14 protein-coding genes and 1 pseudogene are annotated in these 16,526 nt (G+C 70.7%); 9 read left to right on the top strand and 6 right to left on the bottom strand.

Annotated features, from left to right (window positions below):
- Window positions 1-349: pseudogene (locus tag BB334_RS17960) on the top strand (catalase-peroxidase); the annotation flags it as partial.
- A 54-nt stretch (window positions 350-403) separates the two neighbouring features.
- Here BB334_RS17960 and BB334_RS09220 read toward each other — a convergent pair.
- From BB334_RS09220 to BB334_RS09200, 5 genes are all read right to left on the bottom strand, one after another.
- On the bottom strand, window positions 404-829 hold the full coding sequence (locus tag BB334_RS09220; RefSeq protein WP_068807507.1) for a nuclear transport factor 2 family protein: 426 nt from the start codon (window positions 827-829) through the stop codon (window positions 404-406).
- An 85-nt stretch (window positions 830-914) separates the two neighbouring features.
- The gene (locus tag BB334_RS09215; RefSeq protein WP_068807504.1) at window positions 915-1,322 is read right to left on the bottom strand and encodes an acetyl-CoA carboxylase biotin carboxyl carrier protein subunit; all 408 of its coding nucleotides are present in this window, start codon (window positions 1,320-1,322) and stop codon (window positions 915-917) included.
- Between the two features lie 10 nt (window positions 1,323-1,332).
- Window positions 1,333-1,632, bottom strand: a complete 300-nt coding sequence (locus BB334_RS09210; RefSeq protein ID WP_088179167.1) for a hypothetical protein — start codon at window positions 1,630-1,632, stop codon at window positions 1,333-1,335.
- Window positions 1,633-1,642: 10 nt separating this feature from the next.
- On the bottom strand, window positions 1,643-3,181 hold the full coding sequence (locus tag BB334_RS09205; protein WP_083200376.1) for an acyl-CoA carboxylase subunit beta: 1,539 nt from the start codon (window positions 3,179-3,181) through the stop codon (window positions 1,643-1,645).
- A 62-nt stretch (window positions 3,182-3,243) separates the two neighbouring features.
- On the bottom strand, window positions 3,244-4,758 hold the full coding sequence (locus BB334_RS09200) for a methylmalonyl-CoA carboxytransferase subunit 5S (RefSeq protein WP_068807497.1): 1,515 nt from the start codon (window positions 4,756-4,758) through the stop codon (window positions 3,244-3,246).
- A gap of 243 nt (window positions 4,759-5,001) precedes the next feature.
- On the opposite strand from BB334_RS09200, the gene BB334_RS09195 reads away from it, so the two are divergent.
- The 7 genes from BB334_RS09195 (at window position 5,002) to BB334_RS09165 (ending at window position 13,159) form a co-directional block, all read left to right on the top strand.
- The gene (locus BB334_RS09195; protein ID WP_068807494.1) at window positions 5,002-6,495 is read left to right on the top strand and encodes a DUF4118 domain-containing protein; all 1,494 of its coding nucleotides are present in this window, start codon (window positions 5,002-5,004) and stop codon (window positions 6,493-6,495) included.
- Complete coding sequence (locus BB334_RS09190) at window positions 6,492-7,181, top strand: response regulator (RefSeq protein WP_068807492.1); 690 nt, start codon at window positions 6,492-6,494, stop codon at window positions 7,179-7,181. The genes BB334_RS09195 and BB334_RS09190 overlap by 4 nt, the downstream gene beginning before the upstream one ends.
- A gap of 9 nt (window positions 7,182-7,190) precedes the next feature.
- Window positions 7,191-8,645: a TrkH family potassium uptake protein gene (locus tag BB334_RS09185; RefSeq protein WP_198531213.1), complete on the top strand. Its 1,455-nt coding sequence runs from the start codon at window positions 7,191-7,193 to the stop codon at window positions 8,643-8,645.
- Window positions 8,646-8,661: 16 nt separating this feature from the next.
- Window positions 8,662-10,095 (top strand): Trk system potassium transporter TrkA, encoded by a 1,434-nt coding sequence (gene trkA / locus BB334_RS09180; protein WP_068807489.1) that lies wholly within the window; start codon window positions 8,662-8,664, stop codon window positions 10,093-10,095.
- Window positions 10,096-10,184: 89 nt separating this feature from the next.
- Window positions 10,185-10,772, top strand: coding sequence for a TetR/AcrR family transcriptional regulator (locus BB334_RS09175; protein WP_068807486.1), 588 nt, complete (start codon window positions 10,185-10,187; stop codon window positions 10,770-10,772).
- Between the two features lie 75 nt (window positions 10,773-10,847).
- Entirely contained in the window at window positions 10,848-12,005 is a 1,158-nt protein-coding gene (locus BB334_RS09170; protein ID WP_068807483.1) for an iron-containing alcohol dehydrogenase, read from the top strand.
- 56 nt (window positions 12,006-12,061) lie between these two features.
- Entirely contained in the window at window positions 12,062-13,159 is a 1,098-nt protein-coding gene (locus tag BB334_RS09165) for an NADH:flavin oxidoreductase/NADH oxidase (protein WP_068807480.1), read from the top strand.
- Between the two features lies 1 nt (window position 13,160).
- Here the strand turns inward: BB334_RS09165 and ovoA are convergent, their stop codons facing one another.
- Window positions 13,161-15,278, bottom strand: a complete 2,118-nt coding sequence (gene ovoA, locus BB334_RS09160; protein WP_068807478.1) for a 5-histidylcysteine sulfoxide synthase — start codon at window positions 15,276-15,278, stop codon at window positions 13,161-13,163.
- A gap of 127 nt (window positions 15,279-15,405) precedes the next feature.
- Here ovoA and BB334_RS09155 point away from each other — a divergent pair, with 127 nt between their 5' ends.
- The gene (locus BB334_RS09155; RefSeq protein ID WP_068807475.1) at window positions 15,406-16,488 is read left to right on the top strand and encodes an ADP-ribosylglycohydrolase family protein; all 1,083 of its coding nucleotides are present in this window, start codon (window positions 15,406-15,408) and stop codon (window positions 16,486-16,488) included.
- The last annotated feature ends 38 nt before the right edge of the window (window positions 16,489-16,526 follow it).

Here is a 16,526-nt window from a genome sequence, read left to right as displayed (position 1 = left end):
GACCGTCCTCGTCGGTGGCATGCGGGTGCTCGGCACCAACCACGGCGGTAGCCAGCACGGCGTGTTCACCGACCGCGCCGGCACGCTGACGAACGACTTCTTCGTCAATCTCACCGACATGGCCTACAGCTGGAAGCCGACCGGGCGCAACAGCTACGCGATCGTCGACCGGAAGACCGGCGCCACCCGGTGGACCGCGAGCCGGGTGGATCTGGTGTTCGGCTCCAACTCGATCCTGCGTGCCTATGCCGAGGTCTACGCCCAGGACGACAGCAAGGAGAAGTTCGTGCGTGACTTCGTCGCCGCGTGGACCAAGGTGATGAACGCCGACCGCTTCGACCTCGCCTGAGGCCGGACCGCACTGCCGGCGTCGCGCATGCGTGCGGCGCCGGCAGTATTCCGTTCACGCGGCGTCTGTCGCGCCGGGCGGCGACGCCCCGATCGGTTGCAGCGCGCCGAAGAAACCGACGATGCGCCGGATGTGGCCGTGCGAATCCAGTTCGCCGAAGTCGACGCCCTCGAGCGACACCGAACCGTCGGGCAGCACCGACTTCCAGGCGAAGCGGAACTCGTCGTGATGCGCGTCGGCATGGCTCGCCGGCACGATGCGCGCGCCCGCCGGCAGGGATTCGGCGAGGACCTTGCCGATGTGCGCCGACAGATGCGGCCGGCCCTCGACGTGACCGTTGGGGTCGGTGTAGATGCCGTCGGGCGACCACACCTGGTGCAGTATCTCCAGTCGCCTGTCGGCATCGGGTTCGCTCCACGCCGCGCAATAGTCGCGGATCAGCGTCTCCAGTCGTTCGTTCGGAAGTTGTGCGCCGGTCATGATCGCCTCCTTGCCCGGTGGATGCCCGGGGTCGTGCACCGAATGCGGTAATTCATTCCTAGCACAGGAGCCGGCCTCCCGCCCCCTACTCGAACTCCACCACCACCTGCCCGGCCTGCACGTTGTCGCCCTGCGCCACGCGCAGTGCGGCGACGCGGCCGGCGATCGGCGCGGTGATGTTGGTTTCCATCTTCATCGCCTCGAGCACCATCAGCGGGTCGCCCACCTGCAGGCTCTGGCCGGGCTGGGCGATCAGGCGCATGACGATGCCCGACACCGGGCTGCGACAGACCTTCTCCTCGTCCACCGCCGCGCCGGCCGCATCCGCGGGCGGCGCCGTCATCGTGCCTGACGCCGGCGGGGCGCCGGCGAAGCTGCCGGCGAGCGCCGCCGAGCCGACCGGATAGGCCGGCGGCAGGGTGGCGTGGTCGGCCTCGGCGACCTCCACGTCCACCTCGAAGGTCTTGTCGTTGATCTGAATGCGGAGTTTCACGCGCTTTCCCTCAATGGACGTGGTGCGAGGCCTGAATGTTGACCCGGCCGACCTGGGCCCAGGTCGCCGAGCGCACCAACCTCACCTGGCGGATTTTCGCGCGGCAGCCGAGGAAGGCGGCGATCGCGGCGGAAATCGCGAGCAGCTCCTCCTCGGTCGGCCCCTCCCCGGCCACGCCGGCGGCGGCGGGCGAGCGCGCATTCGGGGCGGCGACGAGCTGCGTCTCGAGGCCGGCGACGCGCTCGCCGAGGCTGCGCACCTCCGCGCGCAGCGCCTCGATCACCGTGAGCAGGCGTTCAGTGTCGTTCATCGCGTCCTCCTCACAGCGGCATCAGGCCGTGCTTCTTCTGCGGCCGCAGTTCGCGCTTGTTGCGCAGGTACTCCAGCGCCTGGGCGACGTGACGGCGCGTCAGCGCCGGCTCGATCACCGCATCCACCAGCCGGCGTGCGGCGGCCACGTATGGGTTCGAGAAGGTCTCGCGGTAATCGTCGATCAGCTCGCGGCGCTTCTGCTCCGGCTGCGCAGCCTCGTCGATCTCCTTGCGAAACACGATCTCGGCGGCGCCCTCCGCGCCCATCACCGCGATCTCGGCGGTCGGCCAGGCGAACACCCGGTCGGCGCCGAGATCCTTGCTGCACATGGCCACGTAGGCGCCGCCATACGCCTTGCGCAGGATTACGGTGATCTTGGGCACGGTCGCCGAGGCGTAGGCGAACAGCAGCTTGGCGCCGTGGCGGATGATGCCGGCGTGCTCCTGGCGCACTCCGGGCAGGAAGCCCGGGACGTCGACGAAGGTGAGCAGCGGGATGTTGAACGCATTGCAGAAGCGGATGAAGCGCGCCGCCTTGTCCGAGGCGTCGATGTCGAGCACGCCGGCCTGCACCAGGGCCTGGTTGGCGACTACGCCGACCGTGCAGCCGCCGATGCGGGCGAAACCGACCACGATGTTGGGCGCGAAGCCGGCCTGCACCTCGAGGAAGTCGGCGAAATCCACTACTGCGGCGATCACCCGGCGCACGTCGTAGGCCTGGCGCGCCTGCGCCGGCACCAGGGTCTCGAGCAGCGGGTTCGGCTCCACCGCGGGGTCGCCGGCGACCTGCGGCGGGTCCTCGAGGTTGTTCGCGGGCAGGAAGCTCAGCAGCTTGCGGCACAGCAGCACCGCGTGGCGGTCGTCCTCGGCGATGAAGTGGATCACGCCCGACAGGCGCATGTGGGCGTCGGGGCCGCCGAGCTGCTCCGCGCTCACCTTCTCGCCGGTGACCTGGCGGATGACCTGCGGCCCGGTGATGAAGAGCTGGGACTGGCGGGTCTGGATGATGAAGTCGGTGAGCGCCGGGCTGTAGGCCGCGCCGCCCGCGCACGGGCCGCACACCAGCGCCACCTGCGGCACCACGCCCGACAGCAGCACATTCGCGTGGAAGACCTTGCCGTAGCCCGACAGCGAGTCGATGCCTTCCTGCACCCGCGCGCCGCCCGAGTCGTTGATGAAGACGAAGGGCGAACCGGTCTTCAGCGCCATGTGCATGATCTCGGCGACCTTGGTCGAATGCACCTCGCCCGCCGAGCCGCCGGCGACGGTGAAGTCCTGGCTCGCCAGATGCACCAGGCGGCCGTCGACCGCCGCGGCGCCGGTGATCACGCCATCGGCCGGCAGCACCTTGTCCGCCATGCCGAACAGGGTCGCGCGGTGGGTGGCGAACAGGCCCGCCTCGTCGAAGCTGTCGGCGTCGACCAGCGCGGCGACCCGCTCGCGCGCGGTGAGCTTGCCCGCCTCGCGCTGCCTGGCTTGGCGCTCGGTGCCGCCGCCGGCTTCTGCCTCGGCGCGCCGGCGCTGCAGATCGGCGATCTTGTCCTGCATGCTGTTCATGCGACCCTCTTCCTTCGTATTGCGTGGGATGTCGTGCGCGGCGCGCGCCGCACTCAGCCGACCGGTGTCACCGAGACGCGATGGGAGCGGCCATTGACGCTGACGTCGTAGGTGATCGGCGCCCGCACCGGCCCGCTGCCTGCGCTGCCGGCGGCAGGCGCGGCGCCTCCTGCGGCCGCGGCGGAGTCCGCCGGCGCCTTGCCGAGGTTCTTCGGGCCCTCGGCGCGGCTGGCGAAGAACTTGGGCGCGACCTGCGGGAACATCGCGTGGGTCAGCACGTCCTCGTCGCTGCCGTCGCTGCCGGGCAACGCGATCGCCGCCTCGCGCAGCGCCTGCCATTCGGGCTCGAGAAGGTCGGCGGGCCGGCACTCGATCGGCGGCTTCTTCGCCTGCGCCTCGGCGAGCGCGACCACCTCGGGATCGCGCTCGCCAGGCGCCGCCCCGTAGTAGCCGAGCATGAGGTCGGCGAACTCGCCCGAGACCGCCTTGTAGCGGCCCATCATGACGTTGAACACCGCCTGGGTGCCGACGATCTGGCTCGACGGCGTCACCAGCGGCGGGAAGCCCGCGTCCTCGCGCACCCGCGGCACCTCGATCAGCACTTCCTTGAGCCGGTGGGCGGCCTTCTGCTGCTTCAACTGGCTCTCCATGTTGGAGATCATGCCGCCCGGAATCTGGCTGTCGAAGATGTCGGTGTCGACGCCATGGATGTTGGACATGAATTCCGCATAGCGCGGGCGCACCGCGGCGAAGTGGTCGCGGATGCGCTTGAGCGCGCACTTGTCGAGGCGGGCCTCGAAGCCCGTGCCTTCGAGCATCTCGACCAGGCTCTCGGTAGGGTTGTGGCCCGGGCCCATGCTCAGCGAGCTGATCGCGGTGTCGACGCAGTCGGCGCCGGCCTCGATCGCCTTCATCAGGCTCACCAGGGTGACGCCGGTGGTGGCGTGGGTGTGCACATGCACCCGCACGTCCTCGCCGCAGGCCTGCTTGATGCCGCGCACGATGTCGTAGGCGGGCTGGGGCTTGAGCAGCGCCGCCATGTCCTTCAGGCAGATCGAGTCGCACCCCATTTCGACCAGGCGCTGCGCCATGTCGACGAAGCCCTGCACCGTGTGCAGCGGGCTCACCGTGTAGCAGATCGTGCCCTGGGCGTGCTTGCCGGTGCGGCGCACCGCGGCGATCGCGCGCTGCAGGTTGCGGATGTCGTTGAGCGCATCGAACACCCGGAACACGTCCATGCCGTTCTCGGCCGCCTTGTCCACGAAGCGGTCGACCACCGTGTCCTCGTAATGGCGGTAGCCGAGCAGGTTCTGCCCGCGCAGCAGCATCTGCAGGCGCGAATTCGGCAGCAGGCGGCGGAAGGTGCGCAGGCGCTCCCAGGGGTCCTCGTTGAGGAAGCGGATGCAGGCGTCGAAGGTGGCGCCGCCCCAGCATTCCACCGACCAGTAGCCTGCGCGGTCGATGTCGGCGCAGGCCGGGATCATGTCCTCGAGCGCCATGCGGGTGGCGAGCAGGCTCTGGTGCGCGTCGCGCAGCGCGAGCTCGGTGATGTCGATGATGCGGGTCACGTCGGGTCCTCGGCGACTGGCCGCATGCGCCGGGGTGCCCGGCGGGCGGCGGGAATGCACGAATTTTGTTGTGCGCTGCACACTATAAACCGGGCCCGCGCGCCGGACATGATCTGGATCAAGCCTGCGGCGGCCGATGCGTCGTCCCGACGCGGGCCAATCTATACGCCGTTTTTACACCGGCTTTGTCAGAATCGTTCGCAGATCCGGAGCGCGCGCCGACCGCTCCGGGAGGATCGCCCCATGCCGATTGCCAAGCCTGCTGCCGAACGCTTCAACCGCCCCCAGCGCATGGTGCTGGGGGCGCTCGCCTGCGCGGCTACCGCGCTCATCGCGGCGCCGCTGAGCGGCACGCTCGACCTCGCCAACATGGTGATGCCCTTCCTGCTCACCGTGCTGCTGGTGGCGGTCGGTCTCGGCCGGGAAGCGGGCATCGTCGCCGCGGTGCTCGCCGTCGTGCTGTTCGACGTCTTCTTCGTGCCGCCGCGCTTCTCGCTCGCGGTCAGCAACCTGCAGTACCTGATCACCTTCGCGGTGATGCTCGCCACCGCGCTGCTCACCGCCCACCTCGCCGCCGGGCTCAAGCGGCAGGCCGAGGTCGCCGGTGCGCGCGAGCGGCGCAGCCGCGCGCTGTACGAGGTCGCACGCCGGCTCGCGGGCGCGCTCGCACCCGGGCAGGTCGACGAGGCGGTGCGCGCCTTCGTCGCGGACGAGCTCGGCGGCGAGAGCCGGCTGCGGGTCGACGCCCTGCCCGCGCCCGGCGCGGCCCTCGCGTGGTTCGATGAAGCGGCCGCCGCGCGCGCGCGCGAAACGGGGCAGACCCTCCGCCCCCCGGCCGCGCCCGGAACCGTGTACCTGCCGCTCGCCGCGCCGATGGCGGTGCGCGGCGTGCTCGCGCTTCGACTCCCGCCGTTCGCCGCGGGGCACGACGACGAGCCCGCCTTGCTCGAGGCGCTCGCCTCGCTCGCCGCGATCGCGATCGAGCGCCTGCACTACGTCGAGGTCGCGCAGCGCAGCGAGCTGGAGACGGCGACCGAGCGTCTGCGCAGCTCGGTGCTGTCGGCGCTCTCGCACGATCTGCGCACGCCGCTGACGGTGCTCGTCGGCCTCGCCGATTCCCTGACCCTGGTGAAGCCGCCGCTGCCCGCGCCGGCGCTCGAGACCGCCGCCGCGCTGCGCGACCAGGCCGCGCGCCTCGCCGAGCGGGTGACCAAGCTGCTCGACATGGCCCGCCTCTCGGCCGGGCCGATTCGCCTGCGCAAGGAATGGCAGCCGCTCGAGGAGGTCGTCGGCAGCAGCCTGAAGCTGCTGCAGGATGCGCTCGCCGGTCACCCCGTGCGGGTCGAACTGCCGGCGCAACTGCCGCTGCTGGCGTTCGACGCGGTGCTGATCGAGCGGGTGCTGTGCAACCTGCTCGACAACGCGGCCAAGTATTCGCCGCCCGCCTCCGGGATCGCGATCACCGCCGCCATCGCCGACGGCACGGTCGAGGTAGCGGTGTGCGACCGTGGCCCCGGCTTCCCGCCCGGGGACGACGGCCACGTGTTCGGCATGTTCGTCCGCGGCCCGCTCGCCGCGAACACGCCCGGCACCGGGCTCGGCCTGGCGATCTGCCGCGCGATCGTCGACGCCCACGGCGGCACAATCCGCACCGAAACGCGCAGCGGGGGCGGCGCCTGCGTCGTCTTCGGCCTGCCCCGGGGCGAACCGCCGCGGCTGGAACTGGAGGTCTCATGAACGAGCCCGTGCCGCGCGTGCTGCTGGTGGAGGACGAGGCGCAGATCCGCCGCTTCGTGCGCCTCGCGCTCGAGGAAGAGGGCTGCGCCGTGCTCGAGGCGGGCACGCTCGCCGCCGCCCTCGCCGGGGCCGCGAGTGCTCCGCCCGAACTCGCGATCGTCGACCTCGGCCTGCCCGACGGCAGCGGCGTCGATTTCATCCGCCGCCTGCGCGGCTGGTCGCAGGCGCCGGTGCTGGTGCTGTCCGCGCGCACCGAGGAGCACGACAAGATCAATGCGCTCGACGCCGGCGCCGACGACTACCTCACCAAGCCTTTCGGCGTCGGCGAGCTGCGCGCCCGCGTGCGCGCCCTGCTCCGCCGCCAGCCGGCGGCGGCGGCGCAGCCGCCGCAGCTCGCCTTCGGCCGGGTGAAGGTGGATCTGACGCAAAGGCGGGTGGAGCGCGACGGCGAGCCGGTTCACCTGACGCCGACCGAGTACCGCCTGCTCGTGATCCTGCTCGGCCATCCCGGCCAGGTGCTGACCCAGCGCAGGCTGTTGCGCGAGGTCTGGGGCGCCTCGGGCGGGGACAACAGCCACTACCTGCGCATCTACATCAGCCACCTGCGCCAGAAGCTGGAGGACGACCCGGCCCAGCCGCGCCACATCCTGACCGAAACCGGGGTCGGCTACCGGTTCGTGACCTGAGGCCCCGCGGTGAACCGCTTCGCCCCCGTCCTGCGCGCCCTCGGCATGATCGTGATGCTGTTCGGGCTCAGCTTCCTGCCGCCGCTGCTGCTCTCCTATGCCGTCGGCGACGGCGCCCACGCCGCCTACGACGAAGCCTTCGGCCTCACCATGCTGTGCGGCCTGCTGCTGTGGGCGCGCTACCGCAGGGCCAGCCGCGAGATGAGCGTGCGCGACGGCTTCCTCATGGTGGTGCTGGTGTGGACCGTGCTGCCCGCCTTCGCCACCCTGCCGCTGATGCTGGAGCTCGGCCTCGGCTTCACCGACGCCTACTTCGAGACGATGTCGGGCCTGACGACGACCGGCGCCTCCGTGCTGTCCGGACTTGACCATCTGCCGATGTCGATCAACCTGTGGCGGCACCAGCTGGTGTGGCTGGGCGGCATGGGCCTGATCGTGCTCGCGATCGCGATCCTGCCGCTGCTCGGCATCGGCGGGCGGCAGATGTTCCAGGCCGAGACGCCCGGACCGATGAAGGATGCCAAGCTCACCCCGCGCATCTCGGAGACCGCGAAGGGCCTCTACGTCGTCTATCTCGGCACCAGCCTGCTATGCCTGCTGGCCTACCGGCTCGCCGGCATGGGCTGGTTCGACGCGGTCTGCCACTCCTTCTCGACCATGGGCCTGGGCGGCTTCTCGACCCACGACGCGAGCTTCGGTCACTTCGACTCGCCGGCGCTCGAGGCGGTGGCGGTCGCCTTCATGCTGATCGCCGGCATGAACTTCGGCACCCTCTTCCTCGCGGTGCACGGGCGCTCGCTGCGGCCCTACGTGAACGACCCGGAGGCGCGCTGGTTCATCGCGGTCAGCCTGTTCTCGATCCTCGCGGTCGCCTTCTTCATCCGCGCCAACGACGTCTATCCCGACTGGGCGAGCGCGCTGCGCCATGCGGCCTTCAACGTCGTATCGATCGCCACCACCACCGGCTATGCCAGCGTCGACTACGCCCAGTGGCCGATCTTCGCCCCGCTGTGGATGCTGTTCCTGTGCAGCTTCGCGACCAGCGCCGGCTCGACCGGCGGCGGCATCAAGATGGCGCGCGCCCTGCTGCTGTACAAGCAGGTCTATCGCGAGATCGTGCGCGCGATGCATCCGAACGCGGTGCACAGCGTGCGCATCGGCGGCCGGGTGGCACCGCAGAACATCCTCTTCGCGGTGCTCGCCTTCGCCTTCGTCTACATGGTGTGCATCGTCGTACTGACCCTGCTGCTCGCCCTCACCGGCCTCGACGCGATCACCGCCTTCAGCGCGGTCGTCGCCTGCATCAACAACACCGGTCCGGGGCTGGGCGCGGTTGGCCCGGCGACCACCTACGCGGTGCTCGACGACTTCCAGACCTGGGTGTGCATCTTCGCGATGCTGCTCGGCCGGCTCGAGATCTTTACCCTGCTGGTGGTGCTGACACCGGCTTTCTGGCGTCCCTGAACGCGGGAGACGAAGCATGAACATCCTGATTCTCGGTGCCGGCCAGGTCGGTGCCAGCGTGGCCGAGGCCCTGGCCTCGGAGCGCAACGACATCACCCTCGTCGACCAGGACGGCGCCCGCCTCGCCCAACTGCAGGCCCGGCTCGACGTGCGCACCGTCACCGGCAACGCGGCCACGCCCTCGGTGCTGCGCGAGGCCGGCGCGGACAACGCCGACCTCGTGATCGCGGTCACCCAGAGCGACCAGGCCAACCTCGTCGCGTGCAAGCTGGCCCAGCACCGCTTCAACGTGCCGACGCGCATCGCCCGGCTGCGCTCGCGCGACTTCCTCGAGGACCCCGAGCTGCTGTCGAAGGCCAATTTTGCGGTCGATTTCGCGCTCTGCCCGGAACAGGTCATCACCGACTACATCCAGCGCCTGATCCAATTCCCCGAAGCGCTCCAGGTACTGGGCTTCGCCGGCGAGCGGGTCAGCATGGTGGCGGTGCGCGCCCATGGCGGCGGGGTGATGGCCGGCAAGCCGGTGAGCTACCTGCGCGAAGTGCTGCCGCCCGAGCTGGACGCGCGCGTCGCGGCGATCTTCCGCGGCGACCGGCCGGTGGTCCCCGACGGCGACACCCTGATCGAGCCCGGCGACGAGGTCTTCCTGCTCGCCGCCGCCGAGCACATCCGCCCGGTGCTGAACGGGCTCGGTCGCATGACCGAACCGGTGCGATGGATCATGATCGCCGGTGGCGGCAACATCGGCGCCCGCGTGGCGCGCAAGCTCGAGCGGCGCTACGAGGTGAAGCTCATCGAGGGGCGCGCCGAGCGGGCCGAGCAGCTCGCCGCCGAGCTCGGCCACACCCTGGTGCTGCACGGCACCGGCACCGACGAGGACCTGCTCGAGCAGGAGAACATCGCGCAGATGGACCTGTTCGTCGCGCTGACCAACGACGAGGAGGACAACATCATGGCCGGCAGCCTCGCCAAGCGGCTCGGCTGCAAGCGGGTGGTGGCGCTGATCAACCGCCGCGCCTACGCCGAGATGATCGAGGGCGGACCGATCGACATCGGTCTGTCGCCGGCGCAGGTGTCGATCGGCTCGCTGCTCGCCTACGTGCGCCACGGCGACGTCGCCGAAGTGCACTCGCTGCGCCGCGGGGCGGCCGAGGCGCTCGAGATCGTCGCCCACGGCGATGTGCGCACTTCGCGCGTGGTCGGCCGCCGCATCGACGAAATCGGCTGGCCGCGCGGGGTGACGGTCGCGGCGATCGTCCGTCGCATCGGCGAGCCCGTCGTCGTCGGCCCGTCCGACGACTGGACCTCGGTGACGCGCTACGGCGAGGTGATCATCGCCCACCACGACACGGTGATCGAGCCGGACGACCACGTGATCGTCTTCTGCACCGCCAAGCGCCTGGTGAAGAAGGCCGAACGCCTGTTCCAGGTCGGCCTGCACTTCATGTAAGGCGGGGCACGGCACGATCCCGGGGCCGTGGCCACACATGGCGTCGCCGGAACTAGACGACCGGTCTATTCGGGCGTAAGCTGGCCGGCATGAGCACACGCCACGCCGACACCCGCCAGCACATTCTCGACACCGGCCACCGCATCATCGCGGCGAAGGGCTTTTCCGGCGTCGGCCTGAGCGAGCTGCTGCAGGCCTCCGGGGTGCCGAAGGGCTCCTTCTACCACTACTTCAAGTCGAAGGAACTGTTCGGCCAGGCCCTGCTCGAGGACTATTTCGACCACTATCTGCGCCAGCTCGACACCCTCCTGGCCACCCCCGACCTGCCGGCGCGCGAGCGACTGCTGCACTACTTCCGCGAGTGGCGCGAGACGCAGGCCGAAGACTGCCCCGAGCAGAAGTGCCTCGTGGTCAAGCTCGCCGCCGAGGTCGCCGACCTCTCCGAGGCGATGCGCCTGACCCTGCGCGAAGGCACGGGGCAGGTCATCGCCCGCCTCGCCGCCTGCATCGCCGCCGGCGTGGAGGACGGCTCGCTGCCCGCGCGCGCCGCCCCCGCGCAAACGGCGACGACGCTGTACCAGCTCTGGCTGGGCGCGAGCCTGCTCGCCAAGCTGCAGCGCACCGCCGAGCCGCTCGACCAGGCCTGGGAAGCCAGCCTGCAGATCCTCTCGAACTGAAGATTTCCCGCCCGTCGGCCGGCCCCCCGGTCTGCCCGACGCCGAACACGGTCCACATCCCGCAAAGGACGCAAGATGCTCAATTTCGACTACTACAACCCCACCCGCATCGTCTTCGGCGAGGGCAGCATCGCCCGCCTGGACGAACTCGTCCCCGCCGACGCCCGCGTGCTGGTGCTCTACGGCGGCGGCAGCGCCGAACGCAACGGCACCCTCGCCGAGGTCGAGGCGGCCCTCGCCGGCCGCAGCGTGCAGCGCTTCGGCGGCATCGAGCCGAATCCGGCCTACGAGACGCTGATGGAGGCGGTCGCCCTGGTGCGTCGCGAGAAGCTCGACTTCCTCCTCGCGGTGGGCGGCGGCTCGGTGATCGACGGCACCAAGTTCGTCGCCGCCGCGGTGGGCTACGACGGCGAGCCGTGGAACATCCTCGAGACCTACGGCAAGCACATCGCACAGGCGGTGCCCATGGGCTGCGTGCTGACCCTGCCCGCGACCGGCTCGGAGATGAACTGCTTCTCGGTGATCACCCGCAAGTCGCTGCAGGCCAAGCTCGGCTTCGCCAGCCCGCTCGTGTTCCCGCGCTTCTCGGTGCTCGACCCGGTCAAGACCTACAGCCTGCCGCCGCGCCAGATCGCCAACGGCGCGGTCGACGCCTTCGTGCACGTGATGGAGCAGTACATGACCCGCCCGGCCGCCGCGCCGGTGCAGGACCGCTACGCCGAAGGCCTGTTGCAGACGCTGATCGAGGTCGGCCCGCAGGCCCTCGCCGAGCCCGGGAACTACGAGGTGCGCGCGAACCTGATGTGGGCGGCGACCCAGGCGCTCAACGGCCTCATCGGTGCCGGCGTGCCGCAGGACTGGGCGACCCACATGATCGGCCACGAGATCACCGCACTGCACGGCCTCGACCATGCGCAGACCCTGGCCGTGGTGCAGCCCTCGCTGCTCGCGCTGCGCCGCGAGGTCAAGCGCGACAAGCTGCTGCAGTACGCCGCCCGCGTGTGGAACATCCACTCCGGCAGCGCCGACGAGCGCATCGAGCGCGCGATCGCACAGACGCGCGACTTCTTCGAGTCGCTCGGCGTGAAGACCCGGCTGCGCGACTACGGCATCGGCGCCGAGGCGATCGACCTCATCATCGCCCGGCTCGAGGCGCACGGCATGACCGCGCTCGGCGAGGACCGCGCGATCGATCCCGCCCTCGCCCGGCGCATCCTCCAGGCCAGCCTCTGAGCCGCCCCGCTCACCGCCCCCCCGAACCCATCGAACACATCTGAAAGGACCCGCCCATGTCGGCGCTTTTCCAGCCCTTCAAGCTCAAGGACGTCACCCTGCGCAACCGCATCGCCATCCCGCCGATGTGCCAGTACATGGCCACCGACGGCGTGGTCAATGACTGGCACCGGGTGCACTACCCCGCCCTCGCCCGCGGCGGCGCGGGCCTGGTCGTGGTCGAGGCCACCGCGGTCTCGCCGGAGGGCCGCATCACCCCGGCCTGTCTTGGCCTGTGGAACGACGCCCAGGCCGACGCCCTGGCACCGATCGCGGCCTCGATCAAGGCCGCCGGCGCGGTGCCGGGCATCCAGATCGGCCACGCCGGCCGCAAGGCCAGCGCCAACCGGCCATGGGAAGGCGACGACCATCTCGCCGCGGACGACGCGCGCGGCTGGGAGACCCTGTCGCCCTCGGCGATCGCCTTCGGCGCCAACCTGCCGCGCGTGCCGCGCGAGATGACGCTCGAGGACATCGCCCGCGTGCGCGCGGATTTCGTCGCCGCGGCGAGGCGCGCGCGCGATGCCGGCTTCGAGTGGCTCGAGCTGCACTTCGCCCACGGCTATCTCGGCCAGAGCTTCTTCTCGGTGTACGCCAACCGGCGCGAGGACGCCTACGGCGGCAGCCTCGAGAATCGCAGCCGCTTCCTGCTCGAGACCCTGGCTGCGGTGCGCGAGGTGTGGCCGGAGAACCTGCCGCTGACCGCCCGCTTCGGCGTGATCGAGTACGACGGCCGCGACGAGGAAACGCTCGCGGAGTCGATCGAACTCACGCGCAAGCTCAAGCGCGAGGGCCTCGACCTGCTCAGCGTCAGCGTCGGCTTCTCGACCCCGGAGGCGAACATCCCCTGGGCGCCCGCCTTCCTCGTGCCGATCGCCGGACAGGTCCGCCGCGGGGCCGCGCTGCCGGTCGCCTCGGCCTGGGGCATCGACAAGCCGTCGATTGCCGAAGCCAGCGTGCGCGACGGCCGGCTCGACCTGGTGATGGTCGGCCGCGCCCACCTCGCCAATCCGCACTGGCCGCTGCAGGCCGCGCGCGCGGTCGGCGTCGAGCGCCCCACCTGGGTGCTGCCCGCGCCCTACGCGCACTGGCTGGAGCGTTACCGGGTCGAGTGACTCAGCCGAGTCGCTTCCACACCGTCAGCTCGGACAGGGTGTGCTGGTGCTTGCGGCGCGTCTCGCGGATCACGAAGGGCACCGCCTGCGGCCCCTGCACCAGCTCGAAGTCGCCGGCGAGCACGTCCTTGAGGCCGTCGAGCGTGGTGTACGACTCGCCATCCTTCTTGAAGCCGCCGATCCACTCCTCGCGCCGGGTGTGCTCCTCCAGCCAGGTGTAGGGCGAGGCCAGCACCAGCAGGCCGCCCGGCACGAGGCGGTGCGCCACGTCGGCGAGGAAGCGGCGCGGGCTGTAGAGGCGATCGATCAGGTTGGCGGCGAGGATCAGGTCGAAGCCGGCGAACACCGCCTTCAGGTTGCAGGCGTCGCCCTGCCAGAAGGCGACGCGGCCGGCCGTCTCGGCCAGGCCCAGGACATCGAGCCGGCGCTCGTGATAACTCACCAGCTCGCCCTCGTCGGGCAGGGTGTAGCGCAGCACGCCGGTCTCGGCGAACCTCGCCCCGGCCTGGATGAAGCGCGCCGAGAAGTCGATGCCGATCACCTCGTCGAAGGCGCGCGCGAGTTCGAAGCTCGCCCGCCCGGTGGCGCAGCCGAGATCGAGCGCGCGCGCGAAGCGGCGGTTGCCCAAGCGGCGGTGGGCGTCGATCGCGATCTCCGCCACCGCCTTCGGGAAGTTCGGCACGCCGAAGGCCTCGTCGCCGTAGTGGAACTCGGCGTACTGCGAGAGCAGCGCATCTGTCTCGTACGACGAAGCGGGATGGATCGCCGGCGCCTCGCTGACGATGTAGCGAAAGCCCGCGTGCTGGAAGAAGTGGCGACGGAAGGCGTAACGCGAGGCGTGGCGCGATTCGTTGCCGGTCGAGATCCAGCTGCCGCCCTTGATGATGTTGTGGCGGCCGTCGAAGGTCGGCGTGGTGAAGTCGTCGTAGATCGGATGCACCTCGAAGCCGTCGAAGGGATAGGTCGGCGTCTCGCACCACTGCCAGACGTTGCCGACCACGTCGAACAGTTCGCCGTGGGCGAAGCGGTTCACCGGGCAGCTCGAGGCCCAGTGGTCGAGGTGCAGGTTGGCGCTGGCGGGCGCGTCGTGCGGCACGTCGGCGAGGCCGGCGTGGTCGTACAGCCGGTGCCACTCGTCCTCGGTCGGCAGCCGCACCGGCAGCCCGCTCTCGCGCGCCTTCCAGCGGCAGAAGGCCTGGGCCTCGAGGCAGTTCACCTCCACTGGCCAGTCCCACGGCATCGGCACCTCCTCGGCGAGCAGGCGCAGCCGCCAGCCGCCGCCCGCCGGTACCCAGAAGCCCGGATGTTCGGCGCGGGCGAAGCGGCGCCAGCCCAGGCCTTCCTCGTCCCACAGGCCGTCGTCGCCATAGCCGCCGGCCTCGACGAAGGCGAGGAACTCGCGGTTGCTGACCAGGTAGCGGGCGGCGCGAAAGGCGGGCAGCCCGGCCTCGTGGTAGCCGTACTCGTTGTCCCAGCCGTAGATCGGCTCGTCGAAGTTGCGTCCCAGCCTCACCCGGCCGGCGGGGATGTCGACCAGCGCGTTGGCGGGCGCCTCGCCGCTTTCGCGGCACGGCGCCCACGCGGGATGCGGCTTCACGTAGTGGAGCGCATGCTGGCGGATCAGCACCGAGGAGGTCTCGAGGTGGATGCGCTCGTGCTCGATGCCCATCAACACCGCCCACATCGGGTCCTTCCAGCCGATCGGCAGGACGAAGGCCGTGTCGCGGATCACGCGCTCGACCACCGCCCTGACCTTGTCGCGATAGTCGGCGACCTCGGCCACCGTCGGCCACGCGTAGCGCGCCTCGTCGAGGTCGTCCCAGCTCATCTCGTCGACACCGACCGCGAACATGGATTCCAGCCGCGGGTCGATGCGCTGCTCGATCAGGCCGGCGAGGATGAACTTGTTGATGAAGAAGGTCGCGGTGTGGCCGAAGTAGAAGATCAGCGGATGACGCAGGGCGATCGGTTTGCGGTAATAGGCCTCGTCGCCGGCGAGGATTCCGAAGAGGGACTCGTAGCGGTCGAAGGTCTGGTGGAAGTAGCTCAGCAGCTCGGCGCGCATGGCCTCGACATCGGTGCCGGCCAGCAGCGGGGTGCGGGGGAAAAGCGGTTTCATCGTCGTGGTGGGGCTTGCCGTGATGGTCTACGGTGAACCTTGCGCCAAGGCCGCGGCGCGGGCAAGCGCCCCGAAGGCGCGGCGAACGCCGCGGCTGTCACCCTTCGTTCATGCCGGAGAAACCGCCATGCCTCAAGCCGACTTCCACGACCGTGCCGCCGGCGCCCTGATGGGCGCCTTCATCGGCGACGCCCTCGCCCTCGGCCCGCACTGGTACTACGACCTCGACGAGCTGCACGCCGAGTTCGGCGACTGGATCACCGACTACACCGCGCCCCGGCCCGGCCGCTACCATGCCGGCATGAAGGCGGGGCAGTCCTCGCAGGCCGGCATCCTGCTGCACCTGACCGCCGAATCCCTGGTCGCCTGCGACGGCTACGACGAAGCCGACTTCTGCCGCCGCCTCGACGACTTCTTCACCCTGCTCGATGGCCAGCCGATGAGCGGGCCGGGCGGCTACACCAGCCAGTCGATCCGCGAGGCCTGGCGCAAGCGCGTCGGCGAACGCCTGCCCTGGGACGGGGTCGGCGGCAATGCCGACACCACCGAGGCCGCCGAGCGCACGCTGGCGATCGCGATCCGTCTCGCGCGACGGCCCGCCGCGCTCGCGGCCGCGGTCGGCGCCAACACCGTGCTGACCCAGACCGACGGCACCGTGGTGGCGATGACGGTCGCCTTCGGCGCGATCCTCGGCATGCTGGTCGAGGGCGAGCCGCTCGATGGCACGCTGTCGAACAAGCTGATGGCGCGGGTGAAGACCGGCGAACTGCCCTTCCACAGCGTCACCGCCAATGACCTGCAGGCGCCGCGCGCGGACGAGGCCGAGGCGCCGGTCGCCGGCCGCTTCCCCTCACCCGACGCCCTGCTCGGCGTGTCCTCGATCGCCCGCGCGGCACGCGACCCCGACATCCGCATCGAGCCGGCGTGGAAGGTGTCGCTGCTGTACGGCATGCCGTGTGCGGTCTATCACCAGTTCCCCGCCGCCTACTATCTCGCCGCACGCTTCGCCGGCGACTTCGAGTCGGCGGTGCTGCACGCGGTCAACGGCGGCGGCCAGAACCAGGCGCGCGCGATCCTCGCCGGCGCGCTGGCGGGCGCCCAGGTCGGCATCCGCGCCATCCCGCGCCGCTTCATCGACGGCCTCGAGCACGGCGGGGCGCTGATGGCGCTCGCCTCGCGGCTGGCCGAGCAGGCCGAGGCGGACGGCTGAGCCGCGTGCGGCGAGGCGGCCGGAAGCGGGGACCGGCT

Source organism: Thauera phenolivorans (genome assembly GCF_001696715.1).
Classification (GTDB): domain Bacteria; phylum Pseudomonadota; class Gammaproteobacteria; order Burkholderiales; family Rhodocyclaceae; genus Thauera; species Thauera phenolivorans.
The sequence above is the reverse complement of the archived record's forward strand: the minus strand, read 5'-3'. Positions and strand labels throughout refer to the sequence as shown.

What these genes read in the sequence shown, in the direction of transcription:
- BB334_RS09165 (WP_068807480.1), top strand. Translation starts at nt 12,062, where the DNA reads ATGTCGGCGCTTTTCCAGCCCTTCAAGCTCAAGGACGTCACCCTGCGC.
- BB334_RS09205 (WP_083200376.1), bottom strand. Translation starts at nt 3,181, where the DNA reads ATGCAGGACAAGATCGCCGATCTGCAGCGCCGGCGCGCCGAGGCAGAA.
- BB334_RS09220 (WP_068807507.1), bottom strand. Translation starts at nt 829, where the DNA reads ATGACCGGCGCACAACTTCCGAACGAACGACTGGAGACGCTGATCCGC.
- BB334_RS09155 (WP_068807475.1), top strand. Translation starts at nt 15,406, where the DNA reads ATGCCTCAAGCCGACTTCCACGACCGTGCCGCCGGCGCCCTGATGGGC.
- BB334_RS09175 (WP_068807486.1), top strand. Translation starts at nt 10,185, where the DNA reads ATGAGCACACGCCACGCCGACACCCGCCAGCACATTCTCGACACCGGC.
- BB334_RS09190 (WP_068807492.1), top strand. Translation starts at nt 6,492, where the DNA reads ATGAACGAGCCCGTGCCGCGCGTGCTGCTGGTGGAGGACGAGGCGCAG.
- BB334_RS09195 (WP_068807494.1), top strand. Translation starts at nt 5,002, where the DNA reads ATGCCGATTGCCAAGCCTGCTGCCGAACGCTTCAACCGCCCCCAGCGC.
- ovoA (WP_068807478.1), bottom strand. Translation starts at nt 15,278, where the DNA reads ATGAAACCGCTTTTCCCCCGCACCCCGCTGCTGGCCGGCACCGATGTC.
- trkA (WP_068807489.1), top strand. Translation starts at nt 8,662, where the DNA reads ATGAACATCCTGATTCTCGGTGCCGGCCAGGTCGGTGCCAGCGTGGCC.
- BB334_RS09210 (WP_088179167.1), bottom strand. Translation starts at nt 1,632, where the DNA reads ATGAACGACACTGAACGCCTGCTCACGGTGATCGAGGCGCTGCGCGCG.
- BB334_RS09170 (WP_068807483.1), top strand. Translation starts at nt 10,848, where the DNA reads ATGCTCAATTTCGACTACTACAACCCCACCCGCATCGTCTTCGGCGAG.